The sequence below is a fragment of the Novosphingobium rhizosphaerae genome, from assembly GCF_050920675.1.
GTDB lineage: Bacteria > Pseudomonadota > Alphaproteobacteria > Sphingomonadales > Sphingomonadaceae > Novosphingobium > Novosphingobium rhizosphaerae.
This window is the reverse complement of record NZ_CP137861.1, coordinates 505,001-524,889: the sequence shown is the minus strand read 5'-3', so window position 1 is coordinate 524,889 and position 19,889 is coordinate 505,001. Positions and strand designations below refer to the sequence as shown.

General features: G+C 65.3%; 12 protein-coding genes, 2 tRNA genes and 1 pseudogene (1 of these 15 cut by a window edge). 9 read left to right on the top strand and 6 right to left on the bottom strand.

Features of this window, described 5'->3' with window-relative positions:
• Positions 1-504 precede the first annotated feature (504 nt).
• Together R9J51_RS02490 and R9J51_RS02485 are read left to right on the top strand one after the other, a co-directional pair.
• Complete coding sequence (locus R9J51_RS02490) at positions 505-1,107, top strand: integrase arm-type DNA-binding domain-containing protein (RefSeq protein WP_179505776.1); 603 nt, start codon at positions 505-507, stop codon at positions 1,105-1,107.
• A gap of 67 nt (positions 1,108-1,174) precedes the next feature.
• Entirely contained in the window at positions 1,175-1,435 is a 261-nt protein-coding gene (locus R9J51_RS02485) for a hypothetical protein (RefSeq protein WP_179505775.1), read from the top strand.
• Between the two features lie 201 nt (positions 1,436-1,636).
• Here the strand turns inward: R9J51_RS02485 and R9J51_RS02480 are convergent, their stop codons facing one another.
• Positions 1,637-3,871: an EAL domain-containing protein gene (locus R9J51_RS02480; RefSeq protein WP_179505774.1), complete on the bottom strand. Its 2,235-nt coding sequence runs from the start codon at positions 3,869-3,871 to the stop codon at positions 1,637-1,639.
• A gap of 460 nt (positions 3,872-4,331) precedes the next feature.
• Entirely contained in the window at positions 4,332-7,337 is a 3,006-nt protein-coding gene (locus R9J51_RS02475; protein ID WP_179505773.1) for a TonB-dependent receptor domain-containing protein, read from the bottom strand.
• A 318-nt stretch (positions 7,338-7,655) separates the two neighbouring features.
• On the opposite strand from R9J51_RS02475, the gene R9J51_RS02470 reads away from it, so the two are divergent.
• Positions 7,656-8,150 carry a gluconokinase gene (locus R9J51_RS02470; RefSeq protein WP_179506629.1) on the top strand — a complete coding sequence of 165 codons (495 nt, stop codon included), beginning with the start codon at positions 7,656-7,658 and terminating at the stop codon, positions 8,148-8,150.
• Positions 8,151-8,198: 48 nt separating this feature from the next.
• On the opposite strand, the pseudogene R9J51_RS02465 reads toward R9J51_RS02470, so the two are convergent.
• The 3 genes and pseudogenes from R9J51_RS02465 to R9J51_RS02455 form a co-directional block, all read right to left on the bottom strand.
• Positions 8,199-11,242, bottom strand: a pseudogene (locus R9J51_RS02465) (glycosyl hydrolase family 28-related protein).
• 95 nt (positions 11,243-11,337) lie between these two features.
• A complete protein-coding gene (locus R9J51_RS02460) occupies positions 11,338-12,015 on the bottom strand; it encodes a FadR/GntR family transcriptional regulator (RefSeq protein ID WP_168558031.1) in 678 nt (225 codons plus the stop codon).
• 14 nt (positions 12,016-12,029) lie between these two features.
• Positions 12,030-13,373 (bottom strand): gluconate:H+ symporter, encoded by a 1,344-nt coding sequence (locus tag R9J51_RS02455; RefSeq protein WP_179505772.1) that lies wholly within the window; start codon positions 13,371-13,373, stop codon positions 12,030-12,032.
• 336 nt (positions 13,374-13,709) lie between these two features.
• Here R9J51_RS02455 and R9J51_RS02450 point away from each other — a divergent pair, with 336 nt between their 5' ends.
• Positions 13,710-13,919, top strand: coding sequence for a helix-turn-helix domain-containing protein (locus R9J51_RS02450; RefSeq protein ID WP_210425824.1), 210 nt, complete (start codon positions 13,710-13,712; stop codon positions 13,917-13,919).
• A 611-nt stretch (positions 13,920-14,530) separates the two neighbouring features.
• Here R9J51_RS02450 and R9J51_RS02445 read toward each other — a convergent pair.
• A tRNA-Gln gene (locus R9J51_RS02445) sits at positions 14,531-14,604 on the bottom strand.
• 545 nt (positions 14,605-15,149) lie between these two features.
• Between R9J51_RS02445 and R9J51_RS02440 the strand changes: the two genes are divergently transcribed.
• From R9J51_RS02440 to R9J51_RS02420, 5 genes are all read left to right on the top strand, one after another.
• A complete protein-coding gene (locus R9J51_RS02440; protein WP_168558039.1) occupies positions 15,150-16,274 on the top strand; it encodes a Ppx/GppA phosphatase family protein in 1,125 nt (374 codons plus the stop codon).
• Positions 16,275-16,293: 19 nt separating this feature from the next.
• On the top strand, positions 16,294-17,010 hold the full coding sequence (locus R9J51_RS02435) for an RlmE family RNA methyltransferase (protein ID WP_179505771.1): 717 nt from the start codon (positions 16,294-16,296) through the stop codon (positions 17,008-17,010).
• A 98-nt stretch (positions 17,011-17,108) separates the two neighbouring features.
• Positions 17,109-17,182 (top strand) — tRNA-Cys (locus R9J51_RS02430).
• Positions 17,183-17,334: 152 nt separating this feature from the next.
• Positions 17,335-19,863 carry a DegT/DnrJ/EryC1/StrS family aminotransferase gene (locus R9J51_RS02425; RefSeq protein ID WP_179505770.1) on the top strand — a complete coding sequence of 843 codons (2,529 nt, stop codon included), beginning with the start codon at positions 17,335-17,337 and terminating at the stop codon, positions 19,861-19,863.
• Positions 19,860-19,889, top strand: partial view of a glycosyltransferase family A protein gene (locus R9J51_RS02420; RefSeq protein WP_179505769.1) — the 5' portion only. 1,032 nt of this gene lie beyond the right edge of the window; the window shows 30 of its 1,062 coding nt (coding positions 1-30); the start codon lies at positions 19,860-19,862; its stop codon lies beyond the right edge, outside the window. Before R9J51_RS02425 ends, R9J51_RS02420 begins: the two co-directional genes overlap by 4 nt.

Below are 19,889 nucleotides of genomic sequence, written 5' to 3'. Positions count from 1 at the left end.
CCTTCCGATTGGCTTGGTTCGAAGTCTATTTCGGGCAAGCCGGAGCAACAGGTAACGGCACGTTTTCCATTGGGATAGGGGCGAAGCGGTAATCCAGCGGTGAACCGCTTTAGGGACTCGCCGGTGAGGCTTTTGCCTGATCACTGGGCCACCCACTGATCTTGCTCTGGTGGCGGCATTTGTTGCCTTCTTCGGCGCTGACAGCAAGCGTCGTCTTGATGGCGATGGCAATCCACAGATAAAGCCATTCACTGTCCTTAGCAGCGTAGCGAATTGCAGGGTACTGGAAACGGGGGACTGGAAGGGGGGCTGAAATTCCGTTCTTCAGAAATAATATCTAAAAATAAATAGTTTACATGATTATTAGAGTCTTCTCGACCGTACCAGCACCCCTCGCAGGGCTGCTCACAAAATCGCCAAATGGCTGAAAACAGCCATTTCTTGCCTCACCGCAACCCATCGTGTATCCTCCCAGCGCACGCAAAACGGGGGGCAGACGGGGGATTGAAACCCCCCCTTTTCTCCCCGCTGAGGAAAGGATCGGTAAAGCAGCACATCCTCTCGCACGTCGCCGCGCGCAATGCGCCACCCGGCCGCTATGGTGACGGTGCGGGCCTGTGGCTGCACAAGCGTGAACGGGCCAGGGGCAAGTGGGTGCTGCGCTACTTCCTCAAGGGCCGCCGCTGCGAAATGGGACTTGGGCCTTGGCCCGATGTTTCCATGGCCGATGCCAGAGCCGCCGCGGCCCGCGCCACCTTGAGCGCCGGGCAGTGCCCGATCGAAACCTGCTGCCAGCAGAACCGGGTGATCGCGCGCCTGACGGTCGCCCAGGCGATCGCCAGCTGTTTCGAAGCGCGCAAGGCCCAGCTCAAAGGCGCTGGCGCGGCCGGGCGCTGGCTGTCCCCGCTCACCGTCCATGTCATTCCCAAGATCGGAGATCGCGCGATCGAGGACATCGACCAGCACGCCCTGCGCGACTTGCTGGCGCCGATCTGGCATACCAAGCCTGAAGCGGCGGCCAAGGCGTCTGACCTTTACCCACGCTGCCGCGCTCGGGCTCGCCGTCGATCTCCAGGCCTGTCTCAAGGCATGCGCTCTGCTGGGTAAGCAGTGCCACGAGACCGAACACATTCCCGCCCTGCCTTATGCCGAGGCGCCCAAGTTCTATCAGTGGTTGGGCACGCTCGCCACGACAGCCGCACGGGCGTTGCGCTTCCTGATGCTGACCCTTGCCCGCACCAGCGAAGTGCGGCTTGCCACCAGCGATGAAATCGAGGGTGAGGTCTGGAGTCTGTCGGCCAAGCGCACCAAGACCAACGAGAGCCGCCGCATTCCCTTGGTGGCGGAGGCGCAGGCCCTGGCGGCTGGCCCTGACCAGCACGTGGGCCGGCGCCGCCCAGGCAACAGAATGCTAAAATCCGCAACATGCTGTTGAATATCGCTGGTTATCCTGCGCTGTGCGGCAGCCCCTTTTCCAGCTGGCCGTAATTCCAAGATTATCGCCTGCTCTTCGTCCGGCAGTCCAATCCGTCAGCCAAACGCCGCTTGGCATCAACCGACGAATCTTCAATCAACCTTTGCCAACGAAACTGAGGCGGCGACATGGCGCGGCGGGCAGGGTGGGAGATCTGGCGAGTTACCCGGCTATGCGCGGGCGAGCCGCTTCGCTCTGCGCTGACCAATGCGCGGCAAACGCGACAAAAACTTTTGAATGCAGTGGATAGCTGAACAGGTAGCCCTGCATGAGGTCGCCACCGATGTTTTGCAGCTTGATGGCCTGCGAGGCGGTCTCCACCCCTTCCACGATACAGGCCAGCCCAAGCGAATGGCACAAGGTGACGACCGCATCGATGATCGATATGCTGTAGCGGTTGTCAAAATTAAGGGCAAAGCTGCGATCAAGCTTTACCTTGTCAAGCGGCAGGCGGTGGAGATTGCTCAGGCTGGAATAGCCAGTGCCAAAATCGTCCAGCGCAACCTGTATGCCGATCGCGCGAAACCGCTGGAGGGCCGTGATCGCCGCGTCAAGGTTGCGCATCACCGCTGTCTCAGTCACCTCGATACACAGGCGGTGCGGATCGACAGACGATTTGCGGACCATGGCGAGCATCGCATCGACCGTGTCGACGCAATGTAGATCGCAGGCCGATACGTTGATCGAGAGTGTCTTTTCAGGTGGCAGAACCTCCAGCAGCTCTAGCGCGTGACGCATGGCCTTTCGCGTTACCACATGGATCAGAGTGCTGCGTTCGGCTATTTCGATAAAGCGCTGCGGCTCGACCGCGCCGAGGCGCGCGCTCGTCCAGCGCGCCAAGAGTTCGCCGCCCACCACGGCGCCCGATTTCATCGAAACAATCGGCTGCACGTCGAAATGCAATTCGTTTTCGAATTCGCTTGCGTGCAATTCGGCTTCAATAACGTGATCGTCCAGCAGCCGGTGTTCCAGCTCAAGGTTGAATTGAACGGCCCGTCCGGGCTTTTCCCGCTTGGCATGGTAGAGCGCATGGTCCGCACGCTTGGCAAGATCGACCGGTCCGAGCTCGGGGTCGACGAAAGTACCAAGCCCGATCGACACCCCCACGCTGATCTGGCGATCGCAAATGCGCATTGGCGCGGCGACGACCGCGCATATCCGCTCCGCGAGCGCCAGCGCGGCTTTCCCATCCAGCCGCGCGATCATCGCGAACTCGTCCCCGCCCACGCGATAGAGCCTGGCGCTGGCCCCCGCCGTATCGTGAAGCAAGCGGGCTACCTCTACCAGCACGCGGTCTCCTACCAGGTGCCCGAACGTATCGTTGATCGGTTTGAAGCGATCGAGATCGATCAACCCTACGGTCAGGGCATGGAGATTGGCCGGGATCGCCGCGCTTTCCAGATCGGCATGGAAACGCCGCCGGTTGTATAGCCCGGTGAGCTCGTCGCTGTCGGCCAGCAGCCGCGCCTCGCGCTCCTGTCGGCCAGCTTCGATGGCGCTGAGCGACTGGACCGTGAGTTCATGATTGAGACTGTGAATGCGGCGCGCGATAATGGCGGCGACAGCCAGAAACAGAACAATGCACAAGATGATCACCGGTAGCAATTCGCGAACGGCCAAAGACCCGGGAGCAAGGCGCTTCCAGGCAATCGTGCCGATCACCGCGCCCGACCAATCCCGCACCTGCGTCGAGGCTTCGTCCGGTGCGAGGGTGTCATCTGGCGACCAGCGGAGCTGCCGCAACCCAAAGCCTTTGCCCCATTCGTCCAGCAATTTGGCATCGAGCAGGCGTATATCGACAAAGATGCGATACGTGGATCGGTCGAGGGTTGCCGGGCCGTGTTCTCGCACGATCGGCGAAAACGCGATCAACGCCGGGGTCTTGCCGGCCTTGCCGATCAGCACCGTCGCATCGCCGCGCTTCCTGACGGCGGCCTCGTTCGGCGGAACGCGGGCAAGCAAGGCCTGGAGCGTGTCGGGCCCGATCAGATCGGCCAGAGGAGGCTCGTGCCCCGTGGGAAGATGCGCGAACAACGTGTGCCCGCTAGCATCGATCACATATCCCAAGCCGATCGGCGTGCCCCATTGCGACACGATCCAGGGATCGTCCATGGTGCCATAGGCATGGGCATAGGCATCATTCCAGTGGGCATTGATGAATGTTTCGTTGCTGATGCGCGAACGTTCGCGGTCGATGGCCCCGGAAATCGAGATCGCGGCCAGTTGATCGGCATGCTCGTCGGCATTACGGACAAGGACATTGACGATCAGCACCGAGGTCAACACGGAAAGGCATATTAGCACGGTAAGCAACGTCGCATTGGACGTGCTGCCGGCCCGCGATACGCGCAACGCAATGCGGTATATCTTCCCGAGCGCGGCGTAAAAAATTGCCATCGAGAGAAGCTGCTCGAAACATATTAAAGTGGGGTGAATCTTCACCTCGACCGGCGCGGTGTGGATCGGTATTTGCCGCGCGGACGTTAGGGGCTGTCGCTTACCTCGCACAACATGGGATTACGCATCCATTCACGGATCGCGGATGCACGCCAGCCTGTGCAGCGCGGGCCGGTCGAACCGTTGGGGGGGCAAAGTGGCCGAATCCGTGCGCGCGGAGACTTTTACGAACCAGCTTTCATGGTCGGACGCGGTTCGCCGACATCAATTCAGATCGCGCCATCGGAACCAAAGCCCAGATGCAATTAGGGCCGCGCCCTGTCAGATGCGCCGCCTAGCATGGCCAGAGTATCGGCTATATCACGTTCCTGCTCGGCGGGAATGGATAGGCCTGTGGCAACACCGGGCAAAAAGGACCGCCGGTCCCTGGGAGCGGGACCGGCGGTGAGGGAGGGGCTGGTCAGAAGCTGGCGCGCACGCCGATACGATACATCCGCCCGATGACATCGTAGAGCAGCGGGTTCACGTCGATCCCGGTGTTGGTCTGCGGCGATCCGGCAGGATCGTGGTTGAACAGGTTGTCCACTTTGGCATAGGCGGTGATCGCCTTGGTCACGTTGTAGGTGGCGCCCACGTCGAAATAGAACGCACCGGGCATGCGGTTGTTGTCGATCGTAGGGTGGAGCGTCGCCTGTTGCGCGGTCTGCACCGGGCAATTGGTCTGGCATTCGATGTATTCGTTGCTGATCTTGCCCGCGCTGAACCAGCGCTGGGTGAAGGTCAGGCTGAACGTATCGGTATCCCAACTTTCCGTGGCGAGCACTTTCCACTTGGGCGTGGCCCCGGCGTTGACGCCGGCTCCCTGGGTGGGAATAGTGTTGGGCAGGCCGATATCAGTGATGTAGTTGCGCACATTGGTGGCCAGCGCGCGCAAGGTCAGGTTGCCGGGCAGCTCGAGGCTGTCGAGCCGGAACTGGTAGCTGGCCTCGATATCGAAACCGTCGGTGAAGATCGATGCGAGGTTGAACGCCTGCACGTTGACATAGGGCGTGGCGGCATTGAGATCGAAGGCGCTGCACAGTTGCGTCACCCCGCCATAGCAGTAGTTCACTTCCTGCTGCGCGCTGAGCGAAGACACTACGCCTTTCACCTTGATGCGATAGTAATCGACCGAGAGGTTGAGCCCCGGCGCCCAGCCGGGGCGTGACAGTACGATGCCAGCCTCGGTGTTGCGCGCGATTTCCGGCTTGAGCGCCGTGTTGCCGATCGTGTTCTGCTGCACCGTGACGGGCTGGTTGTTGTTGAACGGGTTGGTCAGCCCCGGCACGGTGACCGTGATCGGCGCGGCATAGAGCTCGCTGAGATTGGGCGCCCGCACGTCGCGCGAGGTCACCGCGCGCAGGCGGATGCCGTCCACCGGCGTCTGCCAGGTGCCGCCGATCTTCCAGGTGTAGACCGTGCCCGAGGTGCTGTAATGCGTGGCGCGGCCCGCCAGGTTGAGATTGGCCTTGCCCGCGCCGGCCGTATCGACCAGCGGCAGGTTCGCTTCGAGGAAGCCTTCGTAGACCGAATACTTGCCGCTGCCATCGTGATAGTTGCCCGCATACCAGTTGTTGCCGGCGGTGTTTAGCAGCGGATCGGCCGGATAATCGGCGGTGTTGGGATTGCTGGCGGTGACCCCGTTGCCATAGGGATCGCCTTTCACACGGTAGAATTCGTGGCGCCACTCCCCGCCGAATGCCAGCGAAACCGGGCCGGCCCAGGTGGAAAAGGGCTGGTTGTTGAACGCGATGCTGGCCACGTCCTGGGTCTGGCGGGTATGCTGGTGCGGGCCGTGGGCCGGGGTGATATAGGCCAGCGTCGCCGCGCTGGGGGTGGCGCCGCCGATGATGTTGAGCGGCACGCAGCCGCTGGCGCGGGCGGCCGCATCGGCGCAGGCGATGGTGCCGTCATCCAGGCGCACCGCCTGAATCGCAGCGTTGTAGCGGGCGTTGAGCGCGATGTTGCTGACGGTGATGTCGGTGATGTTTTCGCCATGCTCGACATAGGCGTCATAGTGCAGGTCGCTGCCCAGGAACGGAATCTTGCCCTTGGCCCCGGCGACGAAGCGGTACTGCTGGCGCACCGGATTGACGTTGATGAACTTGGGCAGCACCGCGTTGCTGACGCCATATTTGAAGCTGGTGATGCCGTTGGCCGCGCACAGATCCTGGATCGAGGTGGGCACGAACGGGTTGGAGCACTGCAGGGTGAGTGAATTCGCCTTGGCCGCGCCCGGATTGGGCGTGTTGTTGGAAGTGACGCGCGCCACGTTGACCGTGGCATAGACCTCGTTGTCGGGATCGATATCGAAGCCGATGCGGCCATAGCCATTGGTGCGGGTGATTTCCGATTGCAAGCTGGTGCCATTGCCAACGTTGCCGGAAAGATCGCCGCCCACGCAGAAGCCGTTGTTGCAGCCGGTTACGGTGCCCGCGGCGTTCTTGTCCGGCACGCCATTGGAGCCGTAGACGAAGTTGAACGGCTTGCCGCTCTGGTCGAAGGCAATCCCTTGGAGCGGGCCGGCGGTGATCAGGCCATACTTTGTGTATTGATAGGCTTGGGCATGCTTGCTGTTGCGGTATTGCGGCGTGCCATCGGTGTGCAGCCCGGTGTTGATGAGCGTTTCGGTCTCGTACCAGTCGCGCCCGTTGGGGCCGGGGCCTTCGCCGAAACCATAGGCGGGGATGCCATTCTCATGGCTGTATTCGCCGCTGACCACCACGTGCAGACGGCCATCCATGAAGGATTTCCCGGCTGCGGCTTGGAACGTGTAGTTGTAATCGTCACCATAAGTGGTGATGCCGTTTTGCGCGTTGGCCTTGAACCCTTCGAAGTGGGTGTTGGTGACGAAGTTGACCACGCCGCCCACCGCGTCCGAACCATAGGACGCCGAGGCGCCACCGGTGACTACGTCCACCCGCTCGACCAGCAACTGCGGGAACAGGCTGATATCGGGCACGCCGGTGACATTGGCGCCGACCACGCGCTGCCCGTCGAGCAAGGTGAGCGTGCGGATCGGCCCAAGGCCGCGCAGGCTGAACGAGCTGAGCCCCTGGGTACCGCTGGACGTGCTGTTGGTACCATACGTCGCACCGGTGCTGCCCTGGAGCGAGGGCAACTGGGCGATCGTGGTAAAGATGTTGGGCTGCGCGCTCTTGGCGATCACTGCCGCGCTGAGCACCTGGGTGGGGGTGGGCGCGCTGAAGCCGCTGGAGGTGATGCGCGAGCCGGTGACGACGATCTCCCCGGTGCTGGGCGCGGGCGCTGGTGCCGGGGCCGGGGCAGGGGTTTCGGGCAAAGCGGCCGGCGCGGCCTCTTGCGCCAGCACCGGGCAGGCCCAGGCCAGCGCCAGGAGTGCGCTGCCTTTGGCAAGGGCGGTGCGCAGTGGCCTGCTGGTCGACGGGGCAATGGGCGTGGTGGTCATTGAAATCTCCCCCATGGATAGTCCCTTGGCCGGTGGCACTGCCCCAGCCTGGCTTGGTACCGCTAACAATCTTGTGCGTGGTCCTGGCGTTGGCAGCCAGTTTCCTCGTGGTGAGGGCATAGGGCCGCGCAGCGCCTGGCGCAGCCGCGACCATGGTCCTAATTGGGCGGGCGCCGCCGACGCGGCTAAGGACGCTGTTGACATGGCTGTCATGCAACCCGGGCGGCGCGCGCCGTGCGGAGACGGCAAAGCAGGAAGGACAGGAACGTGTCGGGCAAGATTGGAAGCCGCAGCGTGGCGCCGCTGGCCATCGTGGTGATGGGCGTGAGCGGCAGCGGCAAATCGACACTGGGCGCGGCGCTGGCGGGGCGGCTGGGCTGCCCATTCCTGGAAGGCGATGGATTCCATTCGGCGGCGAACGTCGCCAAGATGCGCGAGGGTATCGCCCTGACCGATGCGGACCGCTGGCCCTGGCTCGATCACCTGGGCGCAGCGATGGGCCAGGCGGTGCGGCAAGGCGGCGTGGTGGTTGCGGCCTGTTCCGCGCTCAAGCGCGCCTATCGCGAGCGGCTGGCTGTCGCGACAGCCGAGCCGATCGCCTTTGCCCTGCTCGATGCGCCCTTGGCGGAGTTGGCCCGGCGCATGGGCAACAGGCCAGGGCACTACATGCCGCCGAGCCTGCTCGATAGCCAGTTGGACACGCTGGAGCGACCCGGCGCGGATGAGCCGGCGCTTACTCTCGATTCCACGCAGGGCCAGGATCGGCTTGCCGACGCGATCCTGGCCTGGATCGCCCAGCGCCTCGCGGCTTAGTTGCTGCGCGCATTGTAGCGTTGCAGCTCGCTTTCGGGTTCAGTTCCCTCAGGGCCGCGCGGCGAAGAGGGCGTGGTGGGTGAGGATATAGAGCGTGCGCCCGTCCTTGCCGCCGAACAGCAATTGCACGGGCCGTTCGGGCACGTCGATCCGGTCGATCGGGCGGCCTGCTGCGTCGTAGACGAAGACTTGGCCATTGGCGATGTAGACGCGTCCGTCTGGCCCTGATGCCACACTTTCCCCGCCGCGATCGGCAAAGGGTTGCAGGTCTGTCACCGCGCCGCCCGCGCCGAGGCGGGCGGAATAGGTCCGGTCTTCTGACTCGTTGCTCAGGAATACCCGCGCGTCGGGCCTGGCGGTAACCAGGCCATAGGCATCGAGCGTATCGGAAAAGCGCCAGCCGAGATGGTCGGCCGGGCCTTGTTGGAACACGCGATAGGCGGGGATGGCAAGGCTGCCGTCGAGCGAGACATATTCCTGCGCCTTTGGCAGCGCCACATCGCGGGCGAACATCTCTGCCAGGGTGGTGAAGCGGTAGGTCGCCGGATCGAGCTGGCTGCGAAACTCACCGTTGACCCAGAGGTTGCCGGGCAGGGCGGTGAGCCGGTCGGGGGCCGGTGTCATGGCGGCAGCGGTGGGCGGGATCACCGTCAGCGCCTGCGCTGATGTGCCGGGTTTGAACGCATAGACCGTGCCGTTGCGGCCGAGCGCGGAGAGCACGATCAGGTTGCCCGCCCGGTCCATCGCCAGGTTGACCGGATCGAGCGGGGAATCGCGTTCGGTGGTCAGCCCTTCGGTCTCGCTCCAGCCGTGAATGCGCTGCTGGAAATGATCGATGAAATAGAGCTTGCCCTGCGCATCGACCACGCCGCCGCTGGCGGAGAAGAAGCCGTCGGCGAGTTTGGTCACCGGCACCTTCGTCGCCGCTGGCACAACGGGATTGGCGGGTACGTCGAGCACGGCAAATTCGCGCTCGCGCACTTCCAGGCCGTGCGTCACGTCGAGCAGCGCGTTTTCGAATGGAAACTTGCTGGCGCGCAGGAACGTGGCGCAGCCGTTTTCATCGCAGGTGGCAAAGCCGCTTTCAGCGTTCACGTGCACGTTGCGCAGGCGAATATCGCCCGAACGCTCGATCCGCACGGCGGCCCGCGCCGGCTGGCGCGAACGGGTGACGCGATAGGCGTGGAGGTTGGCGATCAGGATATTGCGGGATTCGCGGATGTCGAACGAGACCGCGTCCGGGCTCTCGCCGGCTTCCTCCTCGGTCTGTGGCGCCAGGAATTCCCAGTTGGCCACGCGGGTGAGGCCAAATTCGGTGCGGACATGGTGCTCGGCCGAAATCTGGTAGACATGGCCGGGCGTCTGCGTGTCGGACACGATCATGCCGGCCTGGGCATAAGTGTTCGGAGTCCAAATATTGGCGAAGGTGCCGCCACCGCCCGCATTGACCCACAAGCTGGGATATTGGCCGCCCCAGCGCCGGCGCGGGTCCTTGTCGGCGGTGTGGGTGTCGTTGTAGGGATCGAAGCGGGTGCCGTCGGCCGCCAGAGTGCCGTGGCCGCCCTGGAATTTTACGTCTTCCACCAGCGAATTGGTGCCCGATTGCCACAATAGCGCGGTGGCGCGCGGGTTGATGCCGCCGGTGAACAGGCCCAGGCCGGTGACGATGGCGTTCCCCCCGGCTGGCGCCAGGACCAGCGCGCGCGGGGCGCCCACGCCCTGGAACGCGGGCGTGCCATCGGGCAGCACGATCTGGGTGAGATCGGGGTGGAGCCCGATCAGCACGCTATCGGGCCGCAGGGCCAGCGTATCGGTGACGAGGTAGCGGCCGATCGGGAAATAGAGCACGCGATGCGTGGCGATCGCGCGTTGCAGGGCGGCGGTGTCGTCGGTCCGGCCATCGCCGCTGACCCCCAGTGTGCGCACGTTGGACCATTGCGCCGGCGCGGGCAGGGGCGGATCGCCGGGACACCGGGACGGGGCAGGGCGGCGAGCGCGGCCTGGTCCATGCGCGTTTCATACGTGCCGGGCAGGCCCAGGCCGGGCAGGGTGAGACCGTGGCTGAAGCTCTTCACCCGGTATATCGGCGCGGCGCCGGCCACGGTCTTGCCGCTTTCGCGAAAGCGGGCGAAGACCGGGGTGCGGCTGGCCACGGCATTGTCGAAGCCGATCTGGGTATAGGCGTTGCCGGCGTTGGCGATGAGCACACCAGCCTGGCTGACGTTTTCAAAGCGCACGTTCTTGCCCCACAGCCAGTCGCCATAGCCCTCGTCGATGGCGATCCCCACCGGCACATTGCGCAGCGCCACGTTGACCAGGGTGAGGCCTGCCTCGTGCTCGCGAATGGCGGCCTCGCGCTGGCCATCGAACGTGGCGTCGAGCAGCGTGAACGGCCAGGCGGGAGAGGTCTTTTCGCTCAGGATGCCATAGCGGCCGCCGTGGAAATGCACGTCCTGCGCCATGTTGCCCACCTGGTAGGCACCGGCCAGGCCCGAACCGACCTGAAAATCCATGTGCCGCAGATAGGCATGCTGCGCGGCGTGGAAGCGTACGCCCACCGCCGCCGGATTACCCGCGCCGATGGCAATGTCGATATTGGCCATGGCCGAATAGAACGCATCGGAATTGGCATCGGCGATGGCCGGATTGAACGGCACCGCGTCGGGCGGAGGAAACGGCACTTTGCCGTCTCCGGCCGTGGGGCTCCCCTTTGGACCGCGCCCGGTGAAGATCACCATGGTCGCCACGCCCTGCTGGAAGCCCGGTGTGGCATCGCCGAGCACGAGCACGGGCCGGGTCTTGCCGGTGCCGATCAGGCGCAGGCCTGGCCAGAGGAACAGCGAGCGGCTAATGCGATAGCGCCCACTGGGCAGAAAAACCACGCCTTCGCCCCGTGCCCCGGCCTGATCCAGCGCCTGCTGGATCGCGGCACTATCGTCGGCGTTGCCATCGCCCACCGCGCGCACAGTGATCGCCTGGGCATCCCTGGGCGCCTGGTCGAACACCGACGGCCCCTTGGCCTGCGCCAGGGTTGGGGCGAGCGCAATGGCCGCCAGAATGCTTGATCCGATCATCCAGGCCTGCCGTGGCATTGCGTTCTTCTCCTCACCCGATCAGGCCGGGATAGCCGCTGCCGCCCGCCGGGGCAGGCGCGACCATGGTCTTAACTTTTCGGTATTTGCGGCGCTCAGGGCATCAGCCGCTTGCGCCCCTGCCACAGGTGCCAGCGCATCGCGAGCGCGGCGGCATCGCCATCCTGGGCGCGGATGGCGTCGACGACCAGTTCGTGCTCCTCGATCATGGCGTTGATCGCGGCGGGCGGGCGGGAGCGCGAGATATCCACCCCGGCACGCAGAATGCGGTCGATTTCGTCGTGCATGTGATCGAAGCTGGAGACGAAGATCGGGTTGGCCGTCGCTTCGAAAATGGCGCGGTGCAGTTCCATGTCTTCCACGTGAGCCGGGCCGCTCGCTTGCAAGGCGGTGCGTAGTGAGTCCATCGCGCGCTCGATCACCAGCATCTGCTCGGCCGAGCGGCGCTGCGCGGCGAGGCGCGCCGCTTCTGCCTCGAGCACCAGGCGCACTTCATAGCTGCCCATTGTGGCGGCCAGGTTCTGCATCGGCAAGTGGCTACCCAGCCGTTCGGACGGTCGCCGCTTGACGAACGAGCCGGCGCCGCGCCGCGCTTCGGTAAACCCGTCGGAGGCAAGGCGGACCAGCGCCTCGCGCACCACCGTGCGCGACATGCCGAACATTTCTGCCAGGCGCGTTTCGGAGGGCAGGCGATCGCCGATCTGGAGATCGTCGGTGTTGATCAGTTCGACGATCCCGGCATAGGCGCGATCGGCCAGGCGTTCCTCGTGCATGGTCCTCCCTTTTTTCAAACGAGCCATCCGGCGGCCAGTACCAGCACCAGGCCCACCACCGAAATCAGCGTTTCCAGCACCGACCAGGTGCGGAACGTGTCGGGCGTGCTGGTGCCGAGATAGCTGCGCACCAGCCAGAACCCCGGATCGTTGACGTGGGAGAAGAACACCGAGCCTGCGCCAATGGCAAGCACGGTCAATTCCGGCGAGGCTCCGGTGGCGGCGACCACCCCGGGCATGATGCCGGCGGCGGTGATCGTGGCCACCGTGGCTGATCCGGTGGCAAGGCGAATGCACACCGCCACGGCCCAGGCCATGGGCAGCGCGGGAATGCCGCCGTGGGCGGCGAGATGAGCCAGGAAATCGGCCAGCCCGGCCGAGACCAGCACTTGCTTGAGCGCGCCGCCCGCCCCGATCGCCAGGATGATCGCGCCGGCCGGGGCCATCGCTTCCTTCCAGATCGCGCCCTGGATCGCCGGCGCGCTAAATCCCCGGCCGAACAGCAGCGGCAGGGCGACAAGATTGGCGAGAACCAGCGCGAGCACCGGATTGCTGGCCAGGCCGAGCCAGGCGAGATGCGGGGCAATCGCTGGCGGCGCCACGGCGGCAACCTGACCGGCGGCGATCAGCACCACTGGCAGCAGCACGCAAAGCAGCGCGCGGCCCACGCCGGCTGCGGCGACGAGCGGCACGGCGGGCGTCATCACCGGGGCGTCTGGCCGAACCCGGCGCGCGATCCACAGCGCAAACAGGGGACCAGACACGATCGCCGTGGGCACGCCGAGCATCAGGCCATAGAGCATCGTACGCGGCAGGCTGGCATGCAGTGCGTCCACCGCCAGCAGCGGGCCGGGATGGGGCGGCACCAGGGCATGTAGCGTGGAGAGGCCGGCCAGCGCCGGCAGCAGCAGGCGCAACCGCGTGGTGCCGGCATCGGCCGGCCCGGTCATCGCAGCGGCGGCCGCCGCTGCGATCGGCAGAAGCAGCACCACCCCCGTTTCGAAGAACAGCGGCAGTCCGATGAGCAGCGCCACCGCCATGCTCAGCCACGGGGCCGCGTCCGGCTGGCCATGGTTCAGCGCGCTGCGGGCCAGCGCGCCCGCCCCGTCGGACAATTGCAGCATGGCTCCGAGCGAAAGGCCCAGCGCGACAACGAGACCGGTGCCGCCCAGCACATCCCCTGCGCCTTTCTGCACGGCCTTGGCGGTTTCGGCCATGGGCATGCCGACCGCGATGCCCACGGCAAAGGCGCCGCAGAGCAGGGCGAGGAAGGGATGGAACCGCCCGCGCACGATCAGGGCGATGGCTAGGCCAATGCCGAGAAGGGCGGCCAGGACCAGGCGCAGATCCTCGCTCATTGCGCTACCGCCGCCCGTGTCGAGGTACTTTGCCCGCGCGTTCCTTGCCCCGATCCGTGATGGCCCATCCTGCTCTCCTCTCGCGCCACGGCGCTGGCTGCCTGTGATTGTTCTCCGAAAGTTGTATAACAGATATGCGCTAATTTCAGCAATAAATCGTGTATTGACGGAATAACTCCGGCATAATATCAAAAAGCTGTCTAACCGATCTTGGACTTCGCAATGCTGGTCCGAGCATGGCAGACGCGCGGCAGATGCCGCAACGGTAGGCGATAGGGAGAGACAACGGTGAGCGACTTTGCCCCTACCAGTGGCCCGGACCAGCCGGCACAGCGCCTGTCAGAGGCGCCTGCCGTCCGCCTGACCCCCACCCAGTTCAAAGTGATGCAGGGCGTGCGCTCCGGCCAGCTCAACAAACAGATCGCCTATGACCTGGGCATCGCGGAAAAAACCGTGAAGGCCCATATGACCGCCCTGATGCGCAAGCTCAACGTGCGCAACCGCACCCAGGTGGCGATCGCCGCCCAGTCGATTCTGGCCCGGTAAGTTTTCGGCAAATAGATTTTTAGGGGCCGCAGCAGCAAGGGGGCGTTTGCGGGAGAAGGCGAAGTCGTCCACGGCGGATCTCATCGATGCCGATGCCGGCAAGCCGAGACCGGCATGGGCGGCGCTCCGCTGGCTTCCAGCACGCTGCCTGAACAGCGCAAAACAGCATCAGCATCGCATAGCCGGGCCGGGATGCGTCGCCCCGCTGGGATGCGATTCGAATTTTGCAGGCCGGTCATGCCGATACATCGGAATCAGAACTGCTAGGCGGCATGGTCCATATCGCCACCGCCAGATACTGGCTCAAATTTGTCCACGCCGCCTAGCGCTGCATTGAAGTAGTGTCGGACGCGGCCAGGACAGGAACCGCAAGGGCGGGAAGGCATATGGGCTGCGATTTGCGCTGTGCTCAATATCGCCTGTATCTCGATAGTCGAGGAGATCATAAGGTATAGCGTGGGCGACGCCCATTCGCATCCTGTGGCCTGGAATGGCCTTCAATTTTGTTTCAAGATCAGCCGCACTGCTCACGCATTGTGGGGTAGAATGTGGGGGCAGAAAACGGACAAATCAGCCAAATTGCTGAAAAATCGTAAAATTTCTGTAGATCCTGGATGCCCCGCGAGGATTCGAACCTCGATTGACGGAGTCAGAGTCCGTAGTCTTACCTTTAGACGACGGGGCATCGGGAGGCGCCCCTCTAGGCGGGCCATTTCAGAGCGTCAACCCACTTTTTCACCGCCACGAGCCGGCTGCCAGAGCGGCTTCCGGGGCGAACCTTGCCGGGCGGGCGCCATGACGCTACGGTGACGATCAAGTACCCGACCGGCACCGATGCGGGCGGGAAAACATAAGCGAATTTGCATCATGGCGGAATCCACTCCGCCGGCCAGGGGACGAGGGCCGCGATCCGGCGGACGGAAGAGGCAGCGAGGGCCGCGCAAGGCCGCGCCCGTGCCCGATGCCGCCGGTCAGTCGCCCACCGTCACACCGGCCGGCCATAGCGCGGCGCAAGGCGCCGTACCGGCAAAGTCCAAAAGCAAGGCCCGTGGGCGGGGCCGCGCCCGTGTTGCCGCGCGCAAGGGCAACCGCAAGGCGATCGGCAACGGCGCTGCCCCAGTTGCTGCGCAGACCGCACCGGCGCCAATGGGCGTGGACATTGCCGCGCCAGACGCGCTTGCCCCCGATCTCTTGCCCGAGGCGGAAGCGAATGCTGCGGCGTCGCATGTGATGGTGCCCCAGTTGGCGCCGGAATCGGTGTTTGCGCCGCAGCCAGGGTCCGCACTGGGCGGTGCAGGCGCGCGCGCCTGGCACAAGCCGGTGCCGTTTCATCGCCAGGCCTATGCCGCGATCGACCTTGGCACCAACAATTGCCGCCTGTTGATCGCTCGCCCTGCAGGTGGCCATTTCGTGGTGATCGATGCCTTCAGCCGGGTGGTGCGGCTGGGCGAGGGGCTGGCACAATCCGGCCGCCTTTCCGATGCGGCGATGGATCGTGCGCTTGCCGCGCTGCATGTCTGCGCCGAAAAGCTCAAGAAGCGCAATGTGCACCTGGCGCGTTCGGTGGCGACCGAGGCCTGCCGCCGCGCCAGCAACGGCGCCGAATTCATCGAACGGGTTCATCGTGAGACCGGCATCCGGCTCAACATCATCACCGCGCAGGAAGAAGCCCGGCTGGCCGTGCTCGGCTGTCATATCCTGCTCGAACATGGCGATGGCCCGGCGATGATCTTTGACATCGGCGGCGGATCGACCGAAATGGTCCTGGTCGATCCGGCCGATCCGGTGCCGCGCATCCTGGATTGGCAAAGCGTGCCCTGGGGCGTGGTCTCGCTGACCGAGGGCGTGGGGCCGATTGCCGACAACCCTGCCGCGCGCGCCGCCGCCTATGCCGAGATGCGCGCGCGCGTGGCCGAGGGCTTTGCCCCGTTCATCGAACGCATCGCGCCCACTCGTGCCCAGGCCCTCGCCGATGGCGCCATTCGCCTGCTGGGCACCAGCGGCACGGTGACCACGCTGGCCAGCCTGCACCTCGGGCTGCCGCAATATGACCGGCGCGCGGTCGATGGGCTGATCGTGCCCACCCAATCGATGCGCGCCATCAGCCAGAAGCTGGCCCACCTGTCCCCGGCCGAGCGGATCGCCGTGCCCTGCATCGGGCGCGAACGCTCGGACCTGGTGGTGGCCGGCTGCGCGATTCTGGAAACCATCTTCGACATCTGGCCAGCCGACCGGCTGGGTATTGCCGATCGCGGCATCCGCGAAGGCATCCTGCGCTCCCTCATGGCGACCGGCGGCGATGCCGTGCGCAGCCGCGAGGCCTTGCGCCAACTGAATAGCGGAGCAAATCTATGAGCCGTTCCGGAGTCATCCTATGAGCCGTTCCGGCAAGGACCCGCACGAGCGCCTGAAAACCGCCAAGAAGCGCACCGCGTCTTCGGCCCGGTGGCTCTCGCGCCAGATCAACGATCCTTATGTGAAGCAGGCCAAGGCCGACGGCTGGCGCAGCCGCGCCGCGTTCAAGCTGATCGAACTGGACGAGCGCTTTGCCCTGCTCAAGGGGCGGCAGCGCGTGGTCGACCTTGGCATTGCGCCTGGCGGATGGAGCCAGGTGGTGCGCAAGAAGGCGCCGCAGGCCCGTGTCGTGGGGATCGATCTTTTGCCCACCGAACCGATCGAGGGCGTGACCATCTTCGAGATGGACTTCATGGCCGACGAAGCCCCGGCCGCGCTCGAAGGCGCGCTCGACGGACCGCCCGACCTCGTGCTGTCCGACATGGCCGCCAACACCGTGGGCCACAAGCAGACCGACCACTTGCGCACCATGGGGCTGGTGGAAACGGCGGTGGACTTTGCCATCCACACCCTGGCGCCGGGCGGGGCATTCGTCGCCAAGGTCTTTGCCGGGGGTACCGACGGCGATCTGCTGACAATCCTCAAGCGCAACTTTTCCAGCGTGAAGCATGCCAAGCCGCCGGCCAGCCGCAAGGATTCCTCGGAGTGGTACGTGATCGCGCAAGGTTTCAAGGGCCGGGCGGAAGCACCCGAAGACCAAGGTCTTGGCGAAGCAGACGTGCACGGCCGGGGATAATCCCGGCCGGGGCCAAAGAATCCCGTTGCGATGCGCGCCGCTCTCAGCTAACCGCCCCTCTCCCACCCGTGGCCCTTGTTAGGGGCCGCGCGAAGAGAGGCCCGATGGCGGAGTGGTGACGCACCGGACTGCAAATCCGTTTACGCCGGTTCGATTCCGGCTCGGGCCTCCATTTCCAGCGCTCGGCAAAAGTTTGGCGGCCATGCCGGCGCTTCCGATCTCGCCGGTCTGCATTCTAAAGCATTGCTAACGGCATCTTAGGGATGGCAAGGCAAACAGGTGGCGTCGCCTGTTATGGGCTTTGCTGCCAGGAACGCCGTGTCGATGCCTTCGATTCCGCTCATCGCGCCCAATCCGCCGCGTCTCAGCAGCATGGCCCAAGGCCTTGCCGCGATCGAGGCGCGCGCCGTTTTCAGCAATGGCGGCCCTGCGGTGCGGGCATTCGAGGCGGAAGCGACTGCGCAATTGTTTGGCGGGCAGGGCGATTGCCTGGCCGTGGCCAATGCCACGCTGGGCCTGATCCTGGCCATACGTCATGCCGCCGCCAGGCGTATCCGCCCCGGCGCGCTGGCGCTGGTCCCGGCCTTTACCTTTGCCGCCACCGCCCAGGCCGCCCAGTGGGCCGGGCTCACCCCGCTGATCCACGATGTGGATCCACAGACCTGGGCCTCTGATCCGCGCATCGAAGAGCAGTTGCTGGCCGGCCATGGCGAGCGCGTGGCCGCCATCGTGCCCTATGCCGCATTTGGCCGCAGCCTTGATCTCGATCGCTATGCATGGCTGGCGCGCCGCCATGGCGTGGCGGTGGTCATCGACGCGGCCGCCTCGCTCGGCAGTTGCGATGCGGCCGGTCGCAATTTCGGCGCGGGCGCGCCTTTTGCCGTGGTGTATTCGATGCACGCCACCAAGACCTTTGCCACGGCAGAAGGCGGGCTGGTGCATAGCGGCGACAAGGGCTTGGTCGCAGCGTTGCGGCAGATGACCAACTTCGGCTTTGGTAGCGCGCGGGCGGCAGAAATGCCCGGCCTCAATGCCAAGTTGTCGGAAGTGGGCGGGCTACTCGCCTCGGCCAAGCTCGCCGAACTGGGCCAGGTCTGCGACCATCGCGCTGCCCTGGCCGACGCTTATCGCGCCGCACTGCCCCGGTTGGGGCCCAGGTTTGCCGCGCCCGCGCCGATGGAGCAGGGGCGGCAGGCCTTTCAGTTCTGGTCACTGCTGCTGCCGCCCGAACTGGCCGGCCAGCGCGCCGCGCTGATCGCTGCCTTGGCGGCCAAGGGCATAGGTAGCGGGCATTATTTCAGCCCGCACCTGGGCCAGCAGCCGTGGTTCCAGGCCAACGCCTTGATCGAACCCGTGCCGGTGAGCGACGATCTGGGCGCGCGCGTCCTATCCCTGCCGATCACCGATGGCATGAGCCTGGGCGACGTGGACGTGGTAATCGATCATCTGGCTGGCGCCGTTGCAGCGCTTGGCCGACAGGAAGGGAGCAGAGGAGCGAGCGCCATGCCCGCGGGGACCATGCATGAAACGGTGCTGATCGGCGGCGGCCCGGCCGGAACGGCAATGCTCACGGCGGCGAGCAAGCAGAACCGGCTGGCGGAACTGGCCGGCGGCCTTGCCGTGGTGGAACAGGGCGATGCCCTGGGACGCGGCGAATTGGGTCGCTATGCCATCAGATCGGACAGCACGGCCGAAACCTTTCTGAGCGCGGTGAAGGACAACGTTCATCCCGAACTGGCATCCCTGGTCGATCATCCGGCCGGGCTGGGCATGGCACGCCATATCGGCGCCTTGGGCGCACCGCTGGTGGAAGCCGGCGATCTCTTGGCCGTGACCGGTGATCGCTTGCGCGATGTGGCGCTGGCGCATGGCGCGCGGGTCTTGACCGGCCATGCTGCCATCTGCGCGCGGCGCGAAAGCGACGGTCGCTGGCGTACCACCGTTCGCGATGGTGCGGGGCAGGCGCAGGACCTGGTATCACGCCATATCGTCCTGGCGACGGGCGGCCAGCAATGCCCGCAGTCGGTGCAGGATGCCAAGATTGCCGGGGGCACGTTGGGCGCGATTGCCGGTGAGCGGTTGGTGCTGTCCGACGCATTCCTGCGCCTGGGCGGGCCCGAAGCCTTGCGAGAGCGCCTGGCCGACGTGCGCAACCCGCGCATTGCGATCGTTGGCGGATCGACCAGCGCGGTGGCGGCGGCGGTTCTGCTGCTCAAGTCCGATCCCGCGTTGCCGTTGGGTGCGGGTGCGATCACCTTGATGCATCGCCGCCCGCTGCGGCCGTTCTACCCCTCGCGCGAGGCGGCGCTGGCCGAGGGCTTTACCGATTTCAGCGACGCCGATGTCTGCCCGGTCAGCGGCTTTGTCTATCGCCTGGCCGGCTTGCGGCTGGAAGCGCGGGAACTGGTCTTGCGCATGCTGGCCGTGGGCGGGCGTGCCCCCGATCCGCGCCTGGCGCTGTTTCAACTTGGCCAGCATGACGACGCCACGGCCCGGGCCGTGCTTGATGCGGCAGACGTGGTGATCGGCGCCACGGGCTATCGTCCGCGCGCCTTGCCATTGTTCGATGCGGATGGTGCTCCGATCGTGCTCGCGCCCGATGCGCCCGAACCAGGGCCGCTGGTCGACCGTCACTGCCGCGTGCGCGATGCGGCGGGCCAGGTCGTGCCCGGCGTCTACGGCATCGGGCTGGCCGCCGGGTTCGTCCCATGGGGGCCGCTGGGCGGCGAGCCCAGTTTCCGAGGCAATGCCAACGGGCTGTGGCTGTGGCAAAACGATGTGGGCCAAATGATCGTCGATGCAATCCTGCCGGCCGCTGCCCAGGCGCCAGGGGCGCAGCAGGCCGTTGCATGACCGACTCGCCGCTGATCAGCGTGGTG

What these genes read in the sequence shown, in the direction of transcription:
- R9J51_RS02480 (WP_179505774.1), bottom strand. Translation starts at nt 3,871, where the DNA reads ATGGCAATTTTTTACGCCGCGCTCGGGAAGATATACCGCATTGCGTTG.
- R9J51_RS02475 (WP_179505773.1), bottom strand. Translation starts at nt 7,337, where the DNA reads ATGACCACCACGCCCATTGCCCCGTCGACCAGCAGGCCACTGCGCACC.
- R9J51_RS02470 (WP_179506629.1), top strand. Translation starts at nt 7,656, where the DNA reads ATGGGCGTGAGCGGCAGCGGCAAATCGACACTGGGCGCGGCGCTGGCG.
- R9J51_RS02460 (WP_168558031.1), bottom strand. Translation starts at nt 12,015, where the DNA reads ATGCACGAGGAACGCCTGGCCGATCGCGCCTATGCCGGGATCGTCGAA.
- R9J51_RS02455 (WP_179505772.1), bottom strand. Translation starts at nt 13,373, where the DNA reads ATGAGCGAGGATCTGCGCCTGGTCCTGGCCGCCCTTCTCGGCATTGGC.
- R9J51_RS02440 (WP_168558039.1), top strand. Translation starts at nt 15,150, where the DNA reads ATGGTGCCCCAGTTGGCGCCGGAATCGGTGTTTGCGCCGCAGCCAGGG.
- R9J51_RS02435 (WP_179505771.1), top strand. Translation starts at nt 16,294, where the DNA reads ATGAGCCGTTCCGGCAAGGACCCGCACGAGCGCCTGAAAACCGCCAAG.
- R9J51_RS02425 (WP_179505770.1), top strand. Translation starts at nt 17,335, where the DNA reads ATGCCTTCGATTCCGCTCATCGCGCCCAATCCGCCGCGTCTCAGCAGC.